This window comes from Rhodanobacter ginsengisoli (assembly GCF_042657065.1).
Taxonomy (GTDB): Bacteria; Pseudomonadota; Gammaproteobacteria; order Xanthomonadales; family Rhodanobacteraceae; genus Rhodanobacter; species Rhodanobacter ginsengisoli.
Window position 1 is genome coordinate 1,583,394 of sequence record NZ_JBHSNF010000001.1, and the last position, 20,354, is coordinate 1,603,747.

At 67.6% G+C, this 20,354-nt stretch carries 22 protein-coding genes; 7 read left to right on the plus strand and 15 right to left on the minus strand.

Annotated features, from left to right (window positions below; genetic code table 11):
* Position 1: 1 nt before the first annotated feature.
* Together metG and ACFPPA_RS07275 are read right to left on the minus strand one after the other, a co-directional pair.
* A complete protein-coding gene (gene metG / locus ACFPPA_RS07270) occupies positions 2 to 2,104 on the minus strand; it encodes a methionine--tRNA ligase (protein WP_377318718.1) in 2,103 nt (700 codons plus the stop codon).
* A gap of 130 nt (positions 2,105 to 2,234) precedes the next feature.
* Positions 2,235 to 2,699: a DUF2147 domain-containing protein gene (locus tag ACFPPA_RS07275; RefSeq protein ID WP_377318720.1), complete on the minus strand. Its 465-nt coding sequence runs from the start codon at positions 2,697 to 2,699 to the stop codon at positions 2,235 to 2,237.
* 194 nt (positions 2,700 to 2,893) lie between these two features.
* On the opposite strand from ACFPPA_RS07275, the gene apbC reads away from it, so the two are divergent.
* From apbC to ACFPPA_RS07295, 4 genes are all read left to right on the plus strand, one after another.
* Entirely contained in the window at positions 2,894 to 3,988 is a 1,095-nt protein-coding gene (gene apbC / locus ACFPPA_RS07280; protein WP_377318722.1) for an iron-sulfur cluster carrier protein ApbC, read from the plus strand.
* Positions 3,985 to 4,518, plus strand: a complete 534-nt coding sequence (locus ACFPPA_RS07285) for an NADPH-dependent FMN reductase (RefSeq protein ID WP_377318724.1) — start codon at positions 3,985 to 3,987, stop codon at positions 4,516 to 4,518. The genes apbC and ACFPPA_RS07285 overlap by 4 nt, the downstream gene beginning before the upstream one ends.
* 102 nt (positions 4,519 to 4,620) lie before the next feature.
* Positions 4,621 to 5,187 (plus strand): dCTP deaminase, encoded by a 567-nt coding sequence (gene dcd / locus ACFPPA_RS07290; protein ID WP_377318726.1) that lies wholly within the window; start codon positions 4,621 to 4,623, stop codon positions 5,185 to 5,187.
* 95 nt (positions 5,188 to 5,282) lie between these two features.
* Positions 5,283 to 5,753, plus strand: a complete 471-nt coding sequence (locus tag ACFPPA_RS07295) for a hypothetical protein (protein ID WP_377318728.1) — start codon at positions 5,283 to 5,285, stop codon at positions 5,751 to 5,753.
* Positions 5,754 to 5,860: 107 nt separating this feature from the next.
* On the opposite strand, the gene pcp is transcribed toward ACFPPA_RS07295, so the two are convergent.
* The 8 genes from pcp to ACFPPA_RS07335 are packed head-to-tail and all read right to left on the minus strand — an operon-like array spanning position 5,861 to position 11,783.
* Positions 5,861 to 6,517 carry a pyroglutamyl-peptidase I gene (gene pcp, locus ACFPPA_RS07300; RefSeq protein WP_377318730.1) on the minus strand — a complete coding sequence of 219 codons (657 nt, stop codon included), beginning with the start codon at positions 6,515 to 6,517 and terminating at the stop codon, positions 5,861 to 5,863.
* A 19-nt stretch (positions 6,518 to 6,536) separates the two neighbouring features.
* A complete protein-coding gene (locus ACFPPA_RS07305) occupies positions 6,537 to 7,505 on the minus strand; it encodes a 5-oxoproline transporter, DUF979 family subunit (RefSeq protein WP_377318732.1) in 969 nt (322 codons plus the stop codon).
* 2 nt (positions 7,506 to 7,507) lie between these two features.
* Positions 7,508 to 8,203, minus strand: a complete 696-nt coding sequence (locus ACFPPA_RS07310; protein WP_377318734.1) for a DUF969 domain-containing protein — start codon at positions 8,201 to 8,203, stop codon at positions 7,508 to 7,510.
* Between the two features lie 31 nt (positions 8,204 to 8,234).
* Positions 8,235 to 8,999, minus strand: a complete 765-nt coding sequence (locus ACFPPA_RS07315; RefSeq protein ID WP_377318736.1) for a LamB/YcsF family protein — start codon at positions 8,997 to 8,999, stop codon at positions 8,235 to 8,237.
* Positions 9,000 to 9,009: 10 nt separating this feature from the next.
* On the minus strand, positions 9,010 to 9,984 hold the full coding sequence (locus ACFPPA_RS07320; RefSeq protein ID WP_377318738.1) for a 5-oxoprolinase subunit C family protein: 975 nt from the start codon (positions 9,982 to 9,984) through the stop codon (positions 9,010 to 9,012).
* Positions 9,981 to 10,691, minus strand: a complete 711-nt coding sequence (gene pxpB / locus ACFPPA_RS07325; protein WP_377318740.1) for a 5-oxoprolinase subunit PxpB — start codon at positions 10,689 to 10,691, stop codon at positions 9,981 to 9,983. The genes ACFPPA_RS07320 and pxpB overlap by 4 nt, the downstream gene beginning before the upstream one ends.
* A gap of 4 nt (positions 10,692 to 10,695) precedes the next feature.
* A complete protein-coding gene (locus ACFPPA_RS07330) occupies positions 10,696 to 11,118 on the minus strand; it encodes an HIT domain-containing protein (protein ID WP_377318742.1) in 423 nt (140 codons plus the stop codon).
* Positions 11,115 to 11,783, minus strand: coding sequence for a dienelactone hydrolase family protein (locus tag ACFPPA_RS07335; protein ID WP_377318744.1), 669 nt, complete (start codon positions 11,781 to 11,783; stop codon positions 11,115 to 11,117). The genes ACFPPA_RS07330 and ACFPPA_RS07335 overlap by 4 nt, the downstream gene beginning before the upstream one ends.
* A 110-nt stretch (positions 11,784 to 11,893) precedes the next feature.
* On the opposite strand from ACFPPA_RS07335, the gene rimO reads away from it, so the two are divergent.
* Both rimO and ACFPPA_RS07345 read left to right on the plus strand, forming a co-directional pair.
* The gene (gene rimO / locus ACFPPA_RS07340) at positions 11,894 to 13,213 is read left to right on the plus strand and encodes a 30S ribosomal protein S12 methylthiotransferase RimO (protein ID WP_377318746.1); all 1,320 of its coding nucleotides are present in this window, start codon (positions 11,894 to 11,896) and stop codon (positions 13,211 to 13,213) included.
* A gap of 3 nt (positions 13,214 to 13,216) precedes the next feature.
* Entirely contained in the window at positions 13,217 to 14,023 is an 807-nt protein-coding gene (locus ACFPPA_RS07345; RefSeq protein WP_377318748.1) for a DUF3025 domain-containing protein, read from the plus strand.
* Positions 14,024 to 14,053: 30 nt separating this feature from the next.
* Here the strand turns inward: ACFPPA_RS07345 and ACFPPA_RS07350 are convergent, their stop codons facing one another.
* Positions 14,054 to 14,944: an aldo/keto reductase gene (locus tag ACFPPA_RS07350; RefSeq protein ID WP_377318750.1), complete on the minus strand. Its 891-nt coding sequence runs from the start codon at positions 14,942 to 14,944 to the stop codon at positions 14,054 to 14,056.
* A gap of 306 nt (positions 14,945 to 15,250) precedes the next feature.
* On the opposite strand from ACFPPA_RS07350, the gene ACFPPA_RS07355 reads away from it, so the two are divergent.
* Positions 15,251 to 16,087, plus strand: coding sequence for a sulfotransferase domain-containing protein (locus tag ACFPPA_RS07355; RefSeq protein WP_377318752.1), 837 nt, complete (start codon positions 15,251 to 15,253; stop codon positions 16,085 to 16,087).
* Positions 16,088 to 16,289: 202 nt separating this feature from the next.
* Here the strand turns inward: ACFPPA_RS07355 and greB are convergent, their stop codons facing one another.
* From greB to ACFPPA_RS07375, 4 genes are all read right to left on the minus strand, one after another.
* Positions 16,290 to 16,790: a transcription elongation factor GreB gene (greB, locus tag ACFPPA_RS07360; protein WP_377318754.1), complete on the minus strand. Its 501-nt coding sequence runs from the start codon at positions 16,788 to 16,790 to the stop codon at positions 16,290 to 16,292.
* A gap of 123 nt (positions 16,791 to 16,913) precedes the next feature.
* On the minus strand, positions 16,914 to 17,207 hold the full coding sequence (locus ACFPPA_RS07365) for a hypothetical protein (RefSeq protein WP_377318756.1): 294 nt from the start codon (positions 17,205 to 17,207) through the stop codon (positions 16,914 to 16,916).
* Between the two features lie 319 nt (positions 17,208 to 17,526).
* A complete protein-coding gene (locus ACFPPA_RS07370; protein ID WP_377318758.1) occupies positions 17,527 to 18,783 on the minus strand; it encodes a hypothetical protein in 1,257 nt (418 codons plus the stop codon).
* A gap of 12 nt (positions 18,784 to 18,795) precedes the next feature.
* A complete protein-coding gene (locus tag ACFPPA_RS07375) occupies positions 18,796 to 20,304 on the minus strand; it encodes a helicase HerA-like domain-containing protein (protein ID WP_377318760.1) in 1,509 nt (502 codons plus the stop codon).
* Positions 20,305 to 20,354 lie beyond the last annotated feature (50 nt).

The following is a 20,354-nucleotide window of genomic DNA, read 5'->3' on the forward strand; positions in this document are numbered from 1 at the left end:
ATCAGCGGACGCTGGCGCCCGGTTTCGCGCCCTGATCGGCATCGAGCAGGAACAGGTCGCTGCCGCCGTCGCCGGCCGAGAGGATCATGCCTTCGGACAGGCCGAAGCGCATCTTGCGCGGGGCGAGGTTGGCGATGAACACCACGTTGCGGCCGACCAGCTTCTCCGGCTCGCCATAGGCGGCGCGGATGCCCGAGAAGATCTGCCGGGTGCCCAGTGGGCCGCCGTCCAGCTCGAAGCGCAGCAGCTTGTCCGAGCCCTCCACCAATTCACAGGCGGTGACCTTGCCGATGCGCAGGTCGAGTTTGGCGAAGTCGTCGATGCCGATGGTGGCGGCTTCGGTGGTGGCGGGGGCGTTCTCGCTCATGGGCTTGCCGGATTCCTTGGGTTTCTTTGCGGGTGTCGGTGTGGACACAGTCTCCATGCCGCCGAGCGATTCTTTCGATGACTCGACCATGGCTTCGACAAGCTTGGGGTCGATGCGGCCGAGCAGCGGCTCGAACGTACTGACCACGTGACCGGGAAGCTCACGGCGGGCGTCGTCGAAGCTGGTGATGGGGGCCGCCAGAAACGCTTCGGCGGCCGCCACGGTGGCGGGCAGCACTGGCTTGAGCAGGCCGGCCAGCAGGCGGAATGCGTTCAGTGCCAGGGTGCAGACTTGCTGCAACTCATCGCGGCGGCTTTCGTCCCTGGCGATCACCCATGGCGCCCTGGCCGCGATGTAGCCATTGACCAGGTCGGCGATGGTGACGAAGCGGCGGGTGACCTCGGCGAACTCGCCACTGTCGTACAGCGCGTCGACGCCGTCGTAGTGCGACAGCAGGGTCTGCCACAGCACGGTCTCCTCGTCGCCGAAACGTTCGGCCAGCTTGCCGTCGAAGAATTTCTGCACGAAGCCCGCGGTACGGCTGGCGATGTTTACCCACTTGCCGACCAGGTGCGAGTTGACCCGTTCCTCGAAGGCCTTGAGGTCGAGATCCACGTCGACCGGCGCATCGCTGAGCATGGTGGCGAAGTAGTAGCGCAGGAATTCCGGATGGATGCCGGCGTCCAGGTAGGTGCGCGCCTGGATGAAGGTGCCGCGCGACTTGGACATCTTGGCGCCGTTCACGGTGAGGTAGCCGTTGACGTGCAGCGCGGTCGGCGTGCGGAAACCCGCGCCGTGCAGCATCGCGGGCCAGAACAGGCCGTGGAAGTTGATGATGTCCTTGCCGATGAAGTGATGCATCTCGGCCGTGCTGTCGGCGCCGAGGTAGTCGTCGAACTTCAGCGACGAGCCGGGCTGCTCGCACAGCGCCTTGAAGCTGGCCAGGTAGCCGACCGGTGCGTCCAGCCAGACGTAGAAGAACTTACCCGGGGCGTCGGGGATCGGGAAGCCGAAGTAGGGCGCGTCGCGCGAGATGTCCCAGTCCTTCAGGCCGCCGTCCAGCCATTCGCGCAGCTTGGCCGCCACGCCGCTGTTGGCCACCGGCTTGCCGCCGCTGTACTTGCCCGCGAACCAGTCGCGCAGCAGCGGCTCGAACTTGCTCAGCTCGAAGAAGTAGTGCTCCGAATCGCGCAGTACCGGGGTGGCACCGGACATCACCGAGTATGGGTTGATCAGGTCGGTCGGCGCGTAGGTGGCGCCGCAGTGTTCGCAGTTGTCGCCGTACTGGTCCGCCGTGCCGCAGTTCGGGCACACACCCTTGATGTAGCGATCCGGCAGGAACATCTGCTTTTCCGGATCGAACAGCTGCTTGATGCTGCGTCGGGCAATGCTGCCGCCGTCGCGCAGGCGCGTGTAGATCAGCGAGGCCAGCTCGCGGTTCTCGTCCGAATGGGTGGTGTGGTACCAGTCGAATTCGACACCGAACGCCTTGAAATCCGCCTCATGGCCCCGGCGGATGCCCTCGATGTAAGCCTCCGGTGTCATGCCGGCCTTTTCCGCCGCCAGCATGATCGGCGTGCCATGGGCATCGTCGGCGCAGACATAGGCCACCTGGTTGCCCATCATGCGTTGCGCGCGCACCCAGATATCGGCCTGGATATAGCCCAGCAGATGCCCCATGTGCAGCGGGCCATTGGCATAGGGCAGGGCGTTGGTGACGAGCAGACGACGACTCATGGGGGGCAGGCACTCCGATTGGACTGCGCATTATGGCATGGCCGTCCAAATCTCCCGCCAGGCGTTCGACGCGTCCACGCAACGAAAAAGCGCGCCGAAGCGCGCTTTCAGTTCGTGGACGGGATGCCGATCAGGGTTGCCGTTCCCACACCTGCGAGCGACCGATCCAGGAGAAGCCGATGAAGCCGCGCACGTTGAGCTTCTCGCCACCGTCCCGCATCGACAGCTTGACCTTGTAGACCTTGCCACTCTTCGGGTCGAGGATCTTGCCGCCGTCCCAGACGTCGTCGTCCTTGTGCACGCCCCACATGATGTTCATGCCTTCGACCGGCTTGTCCTTGCGCTCGCCATCGCACTTCTTGCACAGCGCGACCACGCCGTCGCGGGCGATGTCTTCCGGGCTGCGGTTCAGCAGTTTCACGATGTGTGCCTGCAGTTCGCCGTTGTTGTCGGTGATCTGCACGATCGACTTGGCCTGGCCGGTCTCGTCGTCGATGGTCTTCCAGTTGCCGACCGGGGTGTCATTGGCCGCGAGGGCGGTGCCGGCAGCGAGCAGCAGGCTGGCGGCCATGGCGAAACGAAAAGCATGCTTCATTGAGTATTACTCCCGTACGAAAGCGTATGGTTTGCAGACTGGCGAGGATTTCGGTACGCGTCAAGCTGCATTGCGCAAACCCGGGGCCGGGGGTTCAGCGGCGTGCGCAGCCGGGCCGGTGCGCTGATCTGGGTCAGCCAGCGGGCTTCGGCCGGCTGGCATAATGGGCGTTCCAATCATCCTCCCGAGCCGACATGACACAGGCGAATGAAGCCCTGGTCCGCCACATTCTTGGCGACCTGACCGATACCCACACCGGTGCCCCGCTGGCCGAGGCCGTGCGCGCGATCGGCGTGGACGGCGAGAAAGTTTCGGTGGACCTGCAACTGGGGTATCCGGCGGCCGGTGCCATCGAGCGCCTGACCGGGCAGGTGCGCCAGGCACTGGAGGCCGATCCGGCGATCGAGTCCGCCGCGGTCTCGATCACCAGCCGGGTCCACGTGCACAAGGTGCAGGGTGCGCTGGGACCGCTGCCGAACGTGAAGAACATCATCGTGGTGGCGTCGGGCAAGGGCGGCGTGGGCAAATCCACCGTGTCGGCGAACCTGGCGCTGGCGCTGCAGGCCGAAGGGGCGAAGGTCGGCGTGCTCGACGCCGACATCTACGGCCCCAGCCAGCCGCGCATGCTGGGTGTCAGTGGCAAGCCGCAGTCGCCGGACGGCAAGAGCATCATCCCGATGCAGGCGCACGGCCTGTCGGTGATGTCGATCGGCTTCCTGGTGGAGGAGGACACGCCGATGATCTGGCGTGGTCCGATGGTCACCCAGGCGATGATGCAACTGCTCACCGACACGCGCTGGGAGCAGTTGGACTACCTGATCGTCGACCTGCCGCCGGGTACCGGCGACATCCAGCTGACCCTGTCGCAGAAGGTGCCGGTGGCCGGCGCGGTGATCGTCACCACGCCGCAGGACATAGCCCTGCTGGATGCCCGCAAGGCGCTGAAGATGTTCGAGAAGGTCGAGGTGCCGGTGCTGGGCATCGTCGAGAACATGGCCACCCACGTCTGCTCGAACTGCGGCCACGAGGAACACATCTTCGGCGAAGGCGGTGGCGAGCGGATGGCCACGCAGTACGGCGTGCCGTACCTGGGCTCGTTGCCGCTGGACATCCGCATCCGCGAACAGGCCGATGGCGGCACGCCGACCGTGGTGGCGATGCCGGAGTCGGATCTCGCGGCGCGCTACCGCGAGATCGCCCGCAACGCGGCCGGGCGGCTGTCGCGCCAGCCGCGCAACAAGTCGCTGGGGCTGGGCAAGATCGTGGTGCAGGGCACGCCGGCTGCATGACGCCGCGGCGCGTCCTTTGCCTGTCGGGCAGCTTGCGGCGGGCTTCCGCCAATACGGCGTTGCTGCAGGCGGCCCGACAACTGGCGCCCGCCGACCTCGAGCTGCAGCTGTATGCCGGGCTGGACACGCTGCCGTTGTTCAATCCCGATGACGAAATCGAGCCGCTGCCGGCCGCGGTCGCCGCCCTGCGTGAGGCAGTCGGCGCCAGCGATGCGCTGCTGATCGCCTGTCCCGAGTACGCCCATGGCGTGCCTGGCGCCTTCAAGAATCTGCTCGACTGGCTGGTCGGCAGCCTGGAGTTCCCGGGCAAGCCGGTGGCGCTGCTGAACGCATCCGCCCGTGGCTCGTTTCATGCGCAGGCAGCCCTGCGCGAGATCCTGCTCACGATGGCCGCACGGCTGGTGGCCTCGGCGACCGTACCGTTGCCGGGTGCCGGCTGCGAGGTCGGCACGATCCTGGCCGACCCGGCGCGCTGCGACGAGTTGCGCGATGTCCTGGCGGTACTGGCCGGAACGCTCGCCGGCGACTGATCCGCGCGGCGATCGCGGGCGCGATGGCCGTACCGTGGTATTTTGCGCATCTTTGGCCGGGCCGATCGACTGGCCCCGTTCCGATTCGAGACTGGAGATCGCGTGAGCATCAAACCCGACAAGTGGATCCGCCGCATGGCGCAGGAACACGGCATGATCGAGCCGTTCGAGGCCGGTCAGGTCAAGTTGCGCGACGGCCAGAAGCTGGTGTCGTACGGCACCTCCAGTTACGGCTACGACGTGCGTTGCGCGCGCGAGTTCAAGATCTTCACCAACATCAACTCGACCATCGTCGATCCGAAGGCGTTCGATCCGTCCAGCTTCGTCGATGTCGAGGCGGACGTGTGCATCATTCCGCCGAATTCGTTCGCGCTGGCGCGCACCGTCGAATTTTTCCGCATTCCGCGCAAGGTGCTGACGATCTGCCTGGGCAAGAGCACTTATGCCCGCTGCGGCATCATCGTCAACGTGACGCCGCTGGAGCCGGAATGGGAGGGCCACGTGACGCTGGAGTTTTCCAACACCACGCCGCTGCCCGCAAAAATCTACGCCAACGAAGGCGTGGCGCAGATGCTTTTCCTCGAGTCCGACGAGGAATGCGAGACCAGCTACAAGGATCGTGGCGGCAAGTACCAGGGCCAGCAGGGCGTCACCCTGCCGCGAACCTGAGACCGCCGCTGAACGCCGTACGCGAATGCACCGCGTTTGCCCGGCGTGGAGTTACACTTCATCCGATTCGTCCGATTGATATCCAGGAGACATGCATGATCCGATTTTCCACACTGCTGAAACGCGCCACGGCTGCGATCATGCTGGGCAGCCTGCTGGTGCTGGCTGGGTGTCACCTTGGCGGAACCAAGGGCGAGGTCAGCACGGCCTCGATGAAGGGACAGTTCGACGTAGTCATCAAGGCGTACAAGGATGGTCAGTTCCTGGTCGACGGCGCGGTGCTTTCCGCCATCGATACCGGCAGCCATTTCGCCTACCTGAAAGATCAGGGCAAGTTGCCCAAGACGGTGTTGCTGGAGCCCAGCGACGACTCGAAGATCCGCAAACAGCATCTGCAGTACATGGCGCGGATGGTGCTCGACTACGGGTTCCGCGGTTACTACGACGACAGGGGCACGCTGACCGAGATCAATCCGGTCGACATCAAGGCGCGCCAGCTCGAGGACCATCATGAGCTTCGCTCAGCCCCGACGCCTCCGGTCCGGGATCACAGCCAGGGCGGCTGACTGCGTTCCGGCATGCCGGACAGACATCGAAAAGCCCGCGAACCGTTCGCGGGCTTTTTCGTATGGGAGACCCGGGGACGGCGCAAGCCGGGTCCGCCGAACGAGGATCAGTCGAGGGTGCCCGCGCCAAACTTGCGGTCGGTGGTCGTCCTTGCCGCCGTGCGCAGGGCGATCGTCAACCCACGCTCCACCTCGGCCTGCGCCATGCTGGCGGCGCCGCGCAGCCGCGCGGCCTGCAGCGGCAGATACGGGATGTGGATGAAGCCGGCCCGCACGCCACGTCGTTTCGCAGCCAGGTGCAGCATCGCGTAGGCGATGTGGTTGCAGACGTAGGTGCCGGCACTCTGGGATATCTCCGCCGGCACGCCCGCGGCATGCAGCGCCGCGAGCATCGCCTTGATCGGCAGCGTGCTGAAATAGGCCGCCGGGCCATCGGCGATCACCGGCTCGTCGATCGGCTGGGCACCGGCATTGTCCGGGATGCGCGCATCCTGCACATTGATGGCGACCCGTTCCAGTGACAGCTGCTGGCGTCCGCCCGCCTGGCCCACGCCAAGCAGGATCGCCGGCCGCACTTCGCGCTCCGCCGCCTTGAGCAGCCGCAGCGAGGCGGCGAACTCGGTCGGCAGCTGGCGCGCCACCACCAGATGGCCGCCGATGCGCTTGCCATGCAGTGCGCGCACGGCTTCCCACGAAGGGTTGATCGGCTCGCCGCCGAACGGATCGAACCCGGTCAGAAGGATGCGCGGAAGGGATGGGCTCATGCTTGCCTCGATCGATGGTTCAACGGAATACCAGCAACCACATCAACAGCACGGTGCTGCCGAAGATCCACAGGGCGCTCCAGGCCTGGGCGCGGATCACCCCGTAGGGATTGCGCAGTTCCAGCAGCGCGGCGGGCACCAGGTTGAAGTCCGCCGCCATCGGCGTGACCAGCGTGCCGCAGTAGCCGCACAGCATGCCCATCGAGCCGAGGATCGCCGGATCCGCGCCATGTTGGCGGATCAGCAGCGGCAGGCCGATGCCGGCCATCATCACCGGAAACGCGGCGAACGCGTTGCCCATGATCACGGTGAACAGCACCATGCCCAGCGCGAACGCCAGCAGGGCGGCCGTGGCGTTGCCGGTGGGCAGGAAGGCGGTGGCGATCGCGGCGATCGCCGTGCCCACGCCGCTCTGCGTGAACACCTGGCCCAGCGCGGCCAGCAGCAGCGGCAACAGCGCGGCCCAGCCGATCGCGTCGAGCAGGCGCCGGCCTTCGGCCACGCCCTCGTGCATCGGCGTGCGTGCGACACGCGAGGCGGCGAACAGCGCCACCACGCAGGCCAGCCCCAGTCCGGTCAGGGTCATCTGCGGCGTGGCGAACAGCGCATGCCCGTCGATCACCAGCCAGGTGCCGAACAGCGCCACCAGCAGGGTCACCAGAGGGATCAACAGGGCCGGCACGAACAGCCAGTGGCCCAGCCGGATCGCCGACTGCAGCCGTTGCTCGGCACTGCTGCTTTCCGGGTGCGGTTTGCGGTGCAGGCGCGGCGCCAGCAGCGCCAGCACGATCACGCCGCCGCCGGCGAGCTGCGCGGGCAGCGCGTGGCCGGCCGCGGATTGCTTCAGGATGTAGTCCCCGCCCCCGAACAGCAGCCCCAGCATCAGCCAGAACGCGGCGTGCCAGCCGTGCCGGTCGCGCAGGTTGCGCAGCCCGGTGTAGAGCAGGAACGCGGCGATCAGCCAGTAGGCGTATTCGATCCGCAGCATGCTCAGTTCGCCTCTTCGATACGCAGCGCGGCGGCGCGGCGCTGCAACCGCCGCTGGTACAACCACACCCGCAGCGACTGGATCACGAACGCGGCGATCGCGGTGGGCAGCGCCCACAGGGCGATCGCCAGCGGGCTCAGGTCGATGCCGTGCTGGGTGTAGAAACCCTGGATCAGCAACACCGCGCCCAGCGCGATGAACACGTCCTCGCCGAAGAAGCGGCCTACGTTGTCGGTAGCCGCGGCGATCGCGCGCAACTCCTCGCGGTCGGCCTGGTCGAGGCCGGGCAGGATCTTCTCGGCCGCCGCCTCGCCCATCGGTGCCAGCAGCGGGCGCACCGTCTGTGCAGGGCCGGCGACGCCGGTGAGTCCCACCGTGGCCAGCAGCTGGCGCAGCAGCAGGTAGCCGATCAGCAGGCGCGCCAGGGTCAGGTTCTGCATGCGCGCCATCCAGCGCTGTGCGTGTTCGCGCAGGCCGGCCCGCTCCAGCAATCCGATCGCGGGCAGGGTCAGCACGAACAGCAGCAGCATGCGGCTGGACACGAAACTCTTGCCGAGCAGGGCCAGCAGGGCCGGCAGCGACATGCCGGACAGCAGCCCGCTGACCAGGGCGGCGGTCACCACGACCGGCACCGCATTGAAGCGCAACGCGAAGCCGATCACGATCACCGCGACGCCGAGCAGGGGCCAGTAGTTCATGCACGCCTCGCGCAAAGGGATGGAAGGAGGATCATGCCGCGCCCGGCGCGGCGATGCGCAGGCCCGCGGACTCGAGCGCGGTGCGCAGCTGGCGCGCCAGCGACACCGCGTGGGCGCCGTCGCCATGCAGGCACAGCGTATCGGCGTGCAGCGTTACCGGCTGGCCGTTCGCCGCCTTCACCGTGCCGTCGCGGGCGATGCCGATCGCCTGGGCGGTGGCCAGGTCGGCATCGTCGAGCACGGCGCCCGGCTCGCGTCGCGGCTGCAGCGAGCCGTCGGCGAGGTAGCGCCGGTCGGCGAACGCCTCGGCCGCCACTGGCAGGCCCAGCGCCTTGCCGGCATCGATCAGTGCCGAGCCGACCAGGCCGAACAGCCGCAACTGCGGGTCGAAGGCGTGCACGGCGCGGGCGATTGCGTCGGCCAGCGTGCGGTCGCGGGCGGCCATGTTGTACAGCGCACCGTGCGGCTTGACGTGGGCCAGCCGCGCGCCGGCGGCGCGGACAAAGGCCTGCAGCGCACCGATCTGGTACAGCGTCATCGCATGGACCTCATCGGCACTGACGCTCATCTCGCGCCGGCCGAAGCCCTGCAGGTCCGGCAGCGAGACATGCGCGCCGATCGCCACGTCGTGGGCCACCGCCAGCGCCACCGTGTGCTGCATGATCGCCGGGTCGCCGGCATGGAAACCGCAGGCGATGTTGGCCGAACTGACCAGCGCCAGCAGCGCGGCATCCTCGCCCATGCGCCAGGCGCCGAACGATTCGCCCAGGTCGCAATTGAGGTCGATGCGTTTCATGCGTGCGGCTTCACTCGGGATGCTCCAGTCGTTGCGCGATGTGGCGCCGCAGCCGCGCGAGTCGCTGCTCGCGTTCGGCCAGGCGGGCCAGTGCCTGTTCCAGCGTGCTGTATTGAAAGCATACGGTATCGCCGGGGCGGCGTTGCGCCAATCGGGGCAGGTCGACCGCAGCTATCTGGCCGATGCGCGGATAGCCGCCGGTGACCGGCGCCTCGGCCATCAGCACGATCGGCTGGCCGGAGGGCGGCAACTGCATCGTGCCGGGCAGGGCCGCTTCGGAGATCAGTTCCAGCGGCTCGCGCAGCTGCAGCGTCTGGCCGTCCAGACGGCTGGCGGTGCGGTTGCTGTCCGTGCTGATGGCGAAACTGCCGCCCAGCACGTGCTGCCGGGAAGCTTCGTCCAGCCAGGCCCAGTGACTGCCGTGCAGCAGCGCGATGGGCTGCCGGCCGAAGTCGAACCAGGGCTGGGGATCCAGCCCCCACGGCAGCACGCCGACAGCTTCGGTGGCGCCCCGGACGCGCAGCGGAATCTCCGCGCTCAGTGCCAGCACGTCGCCTGCGCGCAGGGCGCGGCCGAGTCCCGCATGCAGGTCGCTGCTGCGGCTTCCCAGCACCGGCGCCACGGCGAAGCCGCCGCGGACCGCCAGATAGCTGCGGCAGCCGAGCGGCATGCCGCCCAGCTGCAGCACGCTGCCGGCGGGCAGATGACAGGTGGTCCAGGGTGGCAGGGACAAGTCGCCGACCCGCGCCGCGATCGGCGCGCCGGTCAGGGCAATCCACGCGGCCCGCTCGAAACGCAGGGTCGGACCGAGCAGGGTGCATTCGATCGTCGCCTCGTCGCCGCGGTTGCCGACCAGCGCGTTGGCCAGTTGCCAGGCCGGTCCATCCATGGCGCCGGCGCGGCCCACGCCGATCGCGGCATGTCCGCGCCGGCCGCGATCCTGCAGGCTGCTGAGCAGGCCCGGCTTGAGCACGCTGACGCTCATCGTGCGTGCTCCCGCTCGAGCCGCCGGAATTCATCCGGCCCGATCGCCCGGAAGCGGACGCGGTCGCCGGCTTCCAGCAACGAGGGCGGTTCGGCCGCGGTGTCGAACAGGCGCAGCGGTGTACGGCCGATCAGCTGCCAGCCGCCCGGCAGTGGCGCGGGGTAGATGCCGGTCTGTTCACCGCCGATCGCCACGCTGCCGGCCGGCACGCGCTGGCGCGGGTCATGCCGGCGCGGCATCGCCAGCGCGGGGTCGAGCCCCAGCAGATACGGAAAGCCCGGCGCGAAGCCGATCATCGCCACCGCATAGTCGGCGGCGGTATGGCGGGCGATCACGCCGTCGATGTCCAGCCCGGCATGGCGCGCGACGTCGTCGAGATCCGGCCCGTACTCGCCGCCATAGCAGACCGGGATGAGCTGTTCGCGGCTGGCCCGGATCTCCGTCCCGACCATCTCCAGCACCGTGCCGACGGCCTGCTGCAGTTGCTGGTGCGGCGTGCCGGCCCCGGCATCGGGCCAGGCCAGCGGATCGAAGCGCAGCAGCAGGCTGGCATAGGCGGGCACGCATTCCAGTTGGGGCAGCTGTTGCCGCAACGACGCGGCGGCAGCCTGCACGCGGGCATTCAGCGCGATGTCGATGCGTTCCCCAAAGCGCAGCAGCAGCGCATCCTCGGCGATCGCCTCGAACCCGATGTCGAGGGCCGTCATCGACTCATGCAGCCGCAGCCAGTGCCCGGCACAGTGCCTCGCGCCGTTCGTCCAGCGCCGCCTCGGCGTAGGCCTGGGCGGCGCCATGGCCCCAGACCGGGCCGGGCCAGGCGGGATCGCCCTCGCAACGCGCCACCACATGCACGTGCAGCTGGCGCACGATGTTGCCCAGGGCGCCGAGATTGAGTTTGTCGCACGGGGCCACGGCGCGTAGTGCCCGGCCGGCGAGGTTCACTTCCTGCCACAGCGTGGCCTGTTCGTCGGCGCTCAGGTCGGCGATCTCGACCAGGCCGTCGCGGCGTGGCACCAGCACCAGCCACGCATAGCGGGCGTCGTCCATCAGGCGCAGATCGCACAGCGGCAGTCGCGCGACCGGCCGGGTGTCGGCGGCGAGCCGGGCATCGAGCACGAACGGCGCGCTGCTCATGGGCCGGCCACGTACTTGTCGAAGAAGGCGAGGGTGCGCTGCAGCGCGAGTTTCGCGCTGGCCTCGTCGTAGGGCGCGCTGCCGTCGCGGTTGAACGCGTGGTCGGCGGGGTAGGTGAACACGTCCATCTGCGGCAGCGCCTCGCGGTGTTTCGCCACCATCTCCGGGGTGATGTGCTGATCCTTCTCGCCGAAATGGAACATCACCGGTGCCTTCGGCGCCTCGTGCAGGAACGGCAGGTTGCGCGCACCGTAGTAGCTCACCGACGGCAGGCCCAGCCGCAGCGCGGCCAGCAGCGCCACGGTGCCGCCCCAGCAATAGCCGACGGTACCGATCCTGCCGGCCGAGGCAATCGCCTCGGCCGCGCTGGCGACATCTTCCAGCGCCCGCTCCAGCCCCAGTTCGCCGACCAGCTGCCGACCCCTGGCGTAGCCAGCCTCGTCGTAGCCCAGTTCCACCCCGGTTTCCAGGTGGTCGAAGAACGCCGGCGCGATCGCGGTGTAGCCGTATCCGGCGAAGCGGTCGACCACGCTGCGCATGTGTGCATTGACACCGAAGATCTCCTGGATCACCACCAGGCCGCCCTTCGGCTTGCCCGCGGGTTGAGCGAGATAGGCCCCGATGCACTGGGTGCCGCTGGTGGGAAGGTTGATGTGCTGGCCCATGGCGTGTCCCGGTTGCGTTCGAAGCCCTGGATGTTAGCTCCAGCGGCAGTGGCGCTGCGCTGACGTATAATCGGCTGTTTCCGCGCACGTTTTCACGGTAACCCAGACCCATGTCCCAGGCAGCACACAAGATCGGTTTCGTCAGCCTCGGCTGCCCCAAGGCGCTGGTCGATTCGGAGCGCATCCTCACCCAGCTCAAGGTCGAGGGCTACGAGATCGTGCCCAGCTACGGCGCCGCCGATGCGGTGGTGGTGAACACCTGCGGCTTCATCGACGCGGCGGTGCAGGAGTCGCTCGACGCGATCGGCACCGCGCTCAACGAGAACGGCAAGGTGATCGTCACCGGTTGCCTGGGCAAGCGCGAGGGACTGATCCGCGAGGCCTATCCCGAGGTGCTGTCGATCAGCGGTCCGCAGGACTACGCCAGCGTGATGAGCGCGGTGCATACGGCGCTGCCGCCCAGGCGCAACAAGTTCATCGACATCGTGCCGGACACCGGCGTGAAGCTCACGCCGAAGCACTATGCGTATCTGAAGATTTCCGAAGGCTGCAATCACCGCTGCAGCTTCTGCATCATCCCCTCGATGCGCGGCAACCTGGTCTCGCGCCCGGTCGACGAGGTGCTGCTGGAGGCCGAGCGGTTGGTCAGGGGCGGGGTGAAGGAGCTGCTGGTGATCTCGCAGGACACCAGCGCCTACGGCGTCGACGTGAAGTACGCCGAGCGCCCGTGGCGCGACAGGACCTGGCGCACGCGCATGACCGAGCTGTGCGAGGGCCTGTCCGAACTCGATGCGTGGACACGCCTGCACTACGTCTACCCGTACCCGCACGTGGACGAGCTGATGCCGCTGATGGCGGCCGGCAAGCTGCTGCCGTACCTGGACATCCCGTTCCAGCACGCCAGCCCGCGCATCCTGAAACTGATGAAGCGCCCCGGCAACATCGACAAGACGCTGGAGCGGATCAACAACTGGCGCAAGGTGGTGCCCGACCTGACCATCCGCAGCACCTTCATCGTCGGCTTCCCCGGCGAGACCGACGCCGAGTTCGAGGAACTGCTCGACTTCCTGCGCGAGGCTAAGCTTGATCGCGTGGGTGCGTTTGCCTACTCGCCGGTGGATGGCGCGAAGGCCAACGAGCTCCCCGATCCGGTGTCCGAGGAACTGAAGGAAGACCGTCTCGAACAGTTCATGGCGGTGCAGGCGGAGATCTCCGCGGCCAAGCTGCAGCACAAGATCGGCCGCACCATCCGGGTACTGGTCGACGAGGCGGGTGCCGATGGCGCGGTGGCGCGTTCCGCCGCCGACGCGCCGGAGATCGACGGCACCGTGCTGATCGCCGACGGCCAGAAGCTCCGGCCGGGCCAGTTCGTCGACGTGGAGGTGGAAAGCGCCGACGAGCACGACCTGCACGCACGCCTCGTCGGCTGAGCCATGCGCTACCACGCGCCGTCGCGCGAGGCAGTCGACCCGGCGGTGTTCGGTCGGCTGCCGCTGGCGGACTGGCGCGAATACGCCACGCTGCTCGAAGGCGCGGCGTGGCCCTCGATCGAGCAACTCAATGCCTGCCTCCCGGCGCAGGCGATCCATCGCTTCGCGGCGCAGACGCCCGCGCTGCTGGCCGACGGCCTGCACTACGAGCAGCGCATCGCCGAACACGGCCGGATCGCCACCCGCGAAGGCAACTGGCACGACCTGCTCAACGCGCTGGTCTGGCTGCGTCATCCCGCGCTCAAGCAGGCCCTGAACCGGCGCCAGATCGCGGAGATCGCCCGCATGGGCCCCAAGCAACGCTCGCGCCCGCAATACGCGCTGACCCAGTTCGACGAAGGCGGCGTCATCGTGTTGCTGCGCGATCCGGCCCTGCTGGCGCTATGGGATGCGCACGACTGGCATGGCCTGTTCTGGCAACGCCGACAGGCCTGGCTCGATGGCAGCATCCAGTGGTCGCTGTTCGGGCATGCGCTGCTGGAACTGGCCTTGAATCCGGGGAAGTTGCCGGTCGGCAAGGCGCTGGTGTTCCAGTCGAGCACGGCCGATATCGCGCCGGTGCAGGGCCTCTGCGTCGAGGCGATCCGCAGCGGTCGCCTATTGAATGATCCGCTGGAACTGCGCCCGCTGCCCCTGGCCGGTATCCCTGGCTGGCACGACGACAACGTCGGCGAGGCCTTTCATCTGACCACGCCGTGTTACCAGCGGCGGCGGGAAGGGCGGCAGTATCCCGCAGCGGTGGTTTGCTGAGGCCCGTTCCGGGCGCGGGCCGGTCGGAACTCAGGGCACGCCATGCCCCTTGCTGGCGACCCAGATCGCGTACCAGTCTTCGGCCTCCAGCCGGACGTCGAGTGTGGCGACCGCTTCGCGCAGGCCTTCGATGCGGCCGCTGCCGGTGATCGGGTGCGGTCGCGAAGGGTGGCGCAGGATCCAGGCGTAGGCCAGGCTGGCGAGGCCGATGCCGAGCCGCGCGGCGATCGGTTGCATCGCCTGGCGCACGCGCACGGCTTGCGCGTCATCGTCTCGGAACAGCCGGCCGCCGCCCAGCGGCGACCAGATCATCGGGCGCAGGCCCAGTTGCTGCGCCTGGTCGAGCGTGCCGTCGTCCAGCGCGTCCATCATCAGCGTGGACAGCTCGACCTGGTGGGTGACCAGCGGATGCTGCTGGTGCAGCAGGGCAAACTGGCTGGCGCGGTGGTTGGACACGCCCCAATGCGCCACCTTGCCCTCGCGGCTGAGCGCCGCGAAGGTCTGCGCCAGCGCACCGGCATCCATCAGGTAGTCGGGCCGGTGGATCAGCACCAGATCCAGTTGTTCGGTGTGCAGGTTGCGCAGTGACTGCTCGACCTGGGCGCGCACATAGGCGGCCGAGGTGTCGTAGTGATTCACGCGGTACGGCCGCTCCGCCGAGCGCAACCGGATGCCGCACTTGGTCACCAGCTGCATGCGTGCACGCAGTGCCGGCGCCGCCTGCAGTGCCTCGCCGAACAGCACCTCGGCGCGGTAGTCGCCGTAGATATCCGCATGGTCGAAGCTGCCGATGCCCAGCTCCAGCGCCTGTTCGATCCAGCGCACGCGGGCGGGCACATCGAGATTCCACTCGGTCAGCCGCCACAGGCCGGCGACGATGGGCGAGAGCTGGAGCGGCGGAGAGGCGTCGCGGGTCGGCATGGCGGCTTCGATGGTGACTGGGGCGCGCAGTGTGCCCATCGATCCGGGTCGCAGGCAATCGCCACGATGGTCATGTCCGGAATCGACGACAAGGGCGGGAGGCGCTGTTGCTGCGCCTGGCACATGTTCAGCGATCCATCCGGCAGGGACGCCTTGCCGTACTCGCGTTCGAGTCCTGCTTCAAATGGCGGCATGCAACCGGATGCGGTTTGCCGATCGAGCTGATCCGGCGTGCTGGCTCCGGGTACCTTTGCATGGGTAGCGGCTGCTAGCATGTACGGCCTTCTATTCATTGACGAAAGCACCATGGGCAACATCGTCTGGCTCGCTTCATATCCGAAGTCCGGCAACACCTGGTTGCGTGCATTCCTCGCCAACTTCATCGCCAATCGTGCCGATCCAGTGCCCCTGGATGAGCTGTCGAACTACGCGGAGGACGAGGCGAACCCGGATCTGTTCGGTGCGCTGGCCGGTCGGCCAAGCAGCAGTCTCGATATCAGCGAAATCGCCGCGCTGCGCCCCGCAGTACACGCGGCCATTGCCGAGCGCAGCGCGGGAACGCGCTTCGTCAAGACCCACAACATGGCGGGCAGCTTCGATGGTCACCCGCTGCACAACATGCAGGTCACGGCTGGAGCGATCTATGTCGTGCGCAATCCGCTCGACGTAGCGATCAGCATGACCCATCACTTTGGCATCGACACGGATGCCGCCATCGAGCGGCTTGGCAACGAAAGCGTGGCGACCGCAAACGACGAGTTGTTTGTCAGCCAGATTCTTGGTTCCTGGTCGATGCACGCACAGAGCTGGGCCGACATCAGGCACGACCGCGTGCTGGTGGTGCGTTACGAAGACATGATCGAGAAGCCGGTCAAGACATTCGTGAAGATCGCGAAACTGGTCAGCGCCGGTCAGGATCGCGCGCGCATCGAGCGCGCAATCCGGCACGCGGATTTCCGCAGTCTCGCCGCGATGGAGAAGCAGCATGGCTTTATCGAGGCATCCGACACCGGTGCGCGTTTCTTCCGCCGAGGTCGCCACAACGAGTGGCGCGAGCTGCTGACCCGTGAGCAGGTTCAACGGGTCGTGGCGAGGCACCGCGAACAGATGCAGCGGTTCGGTTACGTGCCCGCCGGGTATTGATCGCGGCCGTCTGGAACAGGAGCGGGTGCAAGGAAACGGCGCAATTCGCCCCAGCCGGGATCATCGCGAGACAGTCCACCCGGGTCGGCATGATTTCCCCGTCGCGCAGGTTGCGCTGGAAAACAACGAGGACGTCGAGTGCATGCCGCGTGCCTGATTCGCTCATGGGCCCCGCTGCGAGCCGGACCAGAGAGCACGGGGGTCAGTCGTACTTCACCGCCAGCACCGCGAACTGCGCCGGGCCGCCCGGCAGTTCGGCGTTGAACTCGTCGTCCATGCGCTTTTTCAGCACCGCCCGGGCGATCGGCGAGTCGATGCTGATCCAGCCCTGCTTCGCGTCGGTCTCGTCGGGGCCGACGATGCGGTAATGCAGGATTTCGCCGGTGTCGACGTTCTCCAGCTCGACGCGGGCACCGAAGAACACCAGGCCACGATCGCCCGGAGCGCCCTCGGCCACCTTCAGCGAGGGAATGCGCTTGGTCAGGTAGCGGGCGCGGCGATCGATCTCGGCGAGCTGCTTCTTGCGGTAGATGTATTCGGCATTCTCCGAGCGGTCGCCTTCGGCGGCGGCGGCGGTGATCGCCCGGACCACTTCGGGGCGCAGGGTGTGCCACAGGTAGTCGAGTTCGGCCTTCAGCCGTTCGAAGCCTTCGCGGGTGATGATCGGGGTCGAATGCGGGGCGGGCGGTCGCCAGCGGGTCATGCGGTATGCATCCGTTGTCCATCGTGTTGACGGGCAATCTTAATGCCTGCGATCGGACCGCGTGTGCATGAAAAAGGGCGGGCGCCTGTCGACGTCCGCCCCCGATCACGAGCTCAGGAACCATCAGGGACCGTTCACATGGTCCAGCATCTCGCTGACGGTCATCGGCCCCGCCGTCATGGTGTCGGTGTGCGAGGCGATGAACTCGCGGAACTCGATCGACGCCTTGGGTCCGATCGCCAGGCCCTTGGCCCGGGTGGCGTCGTCCTCCTTCTTCTGTTGCGCATCCGTCAGGACCGGCGAGATGGCAACGTAGTCCCAGGAATCGCCGTCCAGATGCGCATACCACTGGGCCCGCGGCAGGCCCTGTTGCTGGTCGACGGCGTCGCGACTGGCCATCCATTTGAGAAATGCCATGTGCTTTCCGGGCGCGACGTGATAGAGCGAGACCATCGCGCGAGGTTCTTTTTCCGACGTATTGCTCTGGGACAGGGCGGCCGGAGCCGCCATGGCAAGGCCGAGCAATACGCAAGTGCCGAGTAAACGATGCATGAGATTCTCCCTGGACACCGAAGTGCCCGATATGCCGGTCCGACAGGCAGCAGGGGAGTGCCGACAGGGCTCCCCCGTGGGGCGGTGCACACTCTTCAGAAGCGGGGAATGACGCCGCTACGCTACTCCTGCCATCGGCGAGGCCGCAATGGCGGCCCACGGGGCCGCTGCTGCGAGGCGGGGATCAGCGAGGTGGCACGGTGCTGTCGTCGAGTTGCCGTGCGGCGGCCTGCATCGCCGGTTGCAGCGGATGCCCGGGCCACGCCGATGCCAGCTGGCCCAGCAAGCGCATGGCTTCGGCGCGTTGCTCCGGTTGTTCGCCCAGCAGGCGGGCGCTGAGCAGTCCGTAATGCGGTGCCTGCGGATCGCGCGGCCAATGGGCGAGGTAGCCGCGGCCGAGTTGCAATGCCATCCGGCTCATGCCCAGCCGGGCAGCCAGGTCGGCCAACTCGCCGCAGCTGCGCGGATCGTCCGGTAGGAAATCGGCGTCGAGCCCGATGCATTCCTGCAGTACGCCGAGCGCGCGGCGCGATTCACCCTGGGCGATCAGCGCGGCGATCCAGATCTGGCCATGCACCAGCAGGGCGTCGCGCAGACCCTGCTGCTTCAGCAGCCGGCGGTAGGCGAGATGCAGCGAGGCCGGGGCGGCCCGGTCGCGCAGTCGCGGCACCAGCAGGTCGAGCGCCGCGCGCGGCTGCTCGCGCGCCAGGGCTTCCACTTCGTCGAGCAGATCCCGGTCATCGTCCTGATGGTTCTGCGTGGCCAGTACGCGGGCTTGCGGCTGCATCCCGAATTGCTCGTGACGCTGGTGGATCAGCACGCCCATCAGATGAAAGTTGAACAGGGTGGCGTAGTTGGCCACGAAGTAGAACAGCGGCAGTGCGAGCAGTCGCGGCAGGATGATCTCGGCGCCGTGCTGCGTCATGCCCACGATCAGCGCGATCAGCAACTGCACGCCGATCAACAGCAGGTAGGGCAGGCCGAAGCGCGACATCACCTGCAGCCAGGTCAGTGGATTCAGGGCATGCGCCACGCTGCCGTCCAGTGCCAGCGACATCGCGATCGCCGGCAGGCTGACCGCCATCAGCGCGGTGACCAGCCAGCCGCCGCCACCGAAGTTCAGTTTCACCAGCAGGGTGAGTACGGTGGACCACAGCAGGATCGCCACCAGCGCCCAGCCGCCGTGGCCCGGCTCGGCGAACTCCGGTGGCTGCGCGAAACCGTCGGCGCTGTGGCGCAGGCATTCCAGCGCATACAGGTAGGTGGCGGCCCAGATCACCAGCTCCAGCAGCCAGCCGGCTACCGGCAGCAAGCCCAGGTAATGCGCCAGGGTGAACGCGGCAAGGGCGGGCAGGGCTGCGGCGCGGAATGGATAGCGCAGCGCTTCCAGCAGCTGTCCGGACAACGGCTGGCGGGGATCGATCAGCTCGATTTTCGACATGCCAGAACCGGCTCAGCGCTTGCCGCCGAAGATCCCGCCCAGCACGCCACGCAGGATCTGCCGCCCGAGCTGGCTGCCCATGGTGCGCACCATCTGCTTGCCCATCGTCTCGACCATGCCCTGCCGCCGCCCGGTGCCGAACAGGGCGTCATGCACCGCGCCGCCCCAGGCGGAGCCTGATTCTGCCGCGGTGCCCTTGTCGGGAGTTTCGGCGGCGACTCTGGCGGCATCGGCGGCCTTGTCGTCGGCGCGCCTGGCCAGCATTTCGGCCGCCGATTCGCGATTGATCGTGGTGTCGTACCGGGCGCCGACCGGCGAGCGCTGGCGGATGGTGGCGCGCTCGGCCTCGGTGATCGCACCGATGCGGCAGCACGGCGTGGTCACCAGCACCTGTTGCACCGGCGTGGGCACACCACCGTTGGCGAGGGTCGAGGCCAGCGCTTCGCCCACCGCGAGCCGGGTGATCGCTTCGGTGACATCGAGTCCTGGATTGGTCACGAAGGTTTCCGCCGCCGCCCTGACCGCCTTCTGGTCGCGCGGGGTGAACGCGCGCAGGGCATGCTGGATGCGGTTGCCGAGCTGACCGAGGATCACGCCCGGCACGTCATCCGGATTCTGCGAGCAGAAATACACACCCACGCCCTTGGAACGGATCAACCGCACCACCTGCTCGACCCGCTGCAGCAGCGCCGGCGAGGCATCGTCGAACAGCAGGTGCGCCTCGTCGAAGAAGAACACCATCTTCGGCTGGTCCAGGTCGCCCACTTCGGGCAGTTGCTCGAACAGCTCGGACAGCAGCCACAGCAGGAAGGTGGAATACAGCCGCGGCTTCATGATCAGCCGGTCGGCAGCCAGCACGTTGATGATGCCGCGCCCGCTCATGTCCTGGCGCATCAGGTCGGCGAGCTCCAGTGCCGGCTCGCCGAAAAACTGGTCGGCGCCGTCGCCCTCGAGCTTCAGCAGCGCACGCTGGATCGCCGCGATGCTCTGCGTGCTTATCAGGCCGTAACGGGTGGAGATGTCCCTGGCGTTGTCGGCGGCGAACGAGAGCAACGAGCGCAGGTCGGCCAGGTCGAGCAGCAGCAGCCCTTGCTCGTCGGCGACCTTGAACACGACTTCCAGCACACCCTCCTGGGTGTCGTTCAATTCCAGCACGCGACCGAGCAGGGTCGGCCCCATCTCGCTGATGGTGGCGCGCACCGGGTGGCCGAGCTTGCCGTAGATGTCCCAGAAGATGACCGGGTTGGCCTGGCCCTTCCAGTCGCCGAGCTGCAGCCGGGCCAGGCGCGCCTTGAGCTTGTCGCCAGGTTCGCCGGCGGCCATCGCCAGTCCGGCCAGGTCACCCTTGGCATCGGCCAGGAAGCACGGCACGCCGAGCCGCGAAAAGCCCTCGGCCAGCACCATCAGCGAGACCGATTTACCGGTGCCGGTGGCGCCCGCGATCATGCCGTGGCGGTTGCCGTAGTGCGGGTCCAGGCTGACGCTCGTGCTGTCGTTGCGGCCGATCAGGATGTCGGTCATGGCGTTCCGTCCCCGTGGTGGTCGAGCGATTGTAGCGAGGATGCGGAAAT

Bases quoted from the DNA above. Each gene is read 5' to 3' on its own strand.
- metG (WP_377318718.1), bottom strand. From the start codon at position 2,104: ATGAGTCGTCGTCTGCTCGTCACCAACGCCCTGCCCTATGCCAATGGC.
- ACFPPA_RS07275 (WP_377318720.1), bottom strand. From the start codon at position 2,699: ATGAAGCATGCTTTTCGTTTCGCCATGGCCGCCAGCCTGCTGCTCGCT.
- apbC (WP_377318722.1), top strand. From the start codon at position 2,894: ATGACACAGGCGAATGAAGCCCTGGTCCGCCACATTCTTGGCGACCTG.
- ACFPPA_RS07285 (WP_377318724.1), top strand. From the start codon at position 3,985: ATGACGCCGCGGCGCGTCCTTTGCCTGTCGGGCAGCTTGCGGCGGGCT.
- ACFPPA_RS07295 (WP_377318728.1), top strand. From the start codon at position 5,283: ATGATCCGATTTTCCACACTGCTGAAACGCGCCACGGCTGCGATCATG.
- pcp (WP_377318730.1), bottom strand. From the start codon at position 6,517: ATGAGCCCATCCCTTCCGCGCATCCTTCTGACCGGGTTCGATCCGTTC.
- ACFPPA_RS07305 (WP_377318732.1), bottom strand. From the start codon at position 7,505: ATGCTGCGGATCGAATACGCCTACTGGCTGATCGCCGCGTTCCTGCTC.
- ACFPPA_RS07310 (WP_377318734.1), bottom strand. From the start codon at position 8,203: ATGAACTACTGGCCCCTGCTCGGCGTCGCGGTGATCGTGATCGGCTTC.
- ACFPPA_RS07315 (WP_377318736.1), bottom strand. From the start codon at position 8,999: ATGAAACGCATCGACCTCAATTGCGACCTGGGCGAATCGTTCGGCGCC.
- ACFPPA_RS07320 (WP_377318738.1), bottom strand. From the start codon at position 9,984: ATGAGCGTCAGCGTGCTCAAGCCGGGCCTGCTCAGCAGCCTGCAGGAT.
- pxpB (WP_377318740.1), bottom strand. From the start codon at position 10,691: ATGACGGCCCTCGACATCGGGTTCGAGGCGATCGCCGAGGATGCGCTG.
- ACFPPA_RS07330 (WP_377318742.1), bottom strand. From the start codon at position 11,118: ATGAGCAGCGCGCCGTTCGTGCTCGATGCCCGGCTCGCCGCCGACACC.
- ACFPPA_RS07335 (WP_377318744.1), bottom strand. From the start codon at position 11,783: ATGGGCCAGCACATCAACCTTCCCACCAGCGGCACCCAGTGCATCGGG.
- rimO (WP_377318746.1), top strand. From the start codon at position 11,894: ATGTCCCAGGCAGCACACAAGATCGGTTTCGTCAGCCTCGGCTGCCCC.
- ACFPPA_RS07345 (WP_377318748.1), top strand. From the start codon at position 13,217: ATGCGCTACCACGCGCCGTCGCGCGAGGCAGTCGACCCGGCGGTGTTC.
- ACFPPA_RS07350 (WP_377318750.1), bottom strand. From the start codon at position 14,944: ATGCCGACCCGCGACGCCTCTCCGCCGCTCCAGCTCTCGCCCATCGTC.
- ACFPPA_RS07355 (WP_377318752.1), top strand. From the start codon at position 15,251: ATGGGCAACATCGTCTGGCTCGCTTCATATCCGAAGTCCGGCAACACC.
- greB (WP_377318754.1), bottom strand. From the start codon at position 16,790: ATGACCCGCTGGCGACCGCCCGCCCCGCATTCGACCCCGATCATCACC.
- ACFPPA_RS07365 (WP_377318756.1), bottom strand. From the start codon at position 17,207: ATGGCATTTCTCAAATGGATGGCCAGTCGCGACGCCGTCGACCAGCAA.
- ACFPPA_RS07370 (WP_377318758.1), bottom strand. From the start codon at position 18,783: ATGTCGAAAATCGAGCTGATCGATCCCCGCCAGCCGTTGTCCGGACAG.
- ACFPPA_RS07375 (WP_377318760.1), bottom strand. From the start codon at position 20,304: ATGACCGACATCCTGATCGGCCGCAACGACAGCACGAGCGTCAGCCTG.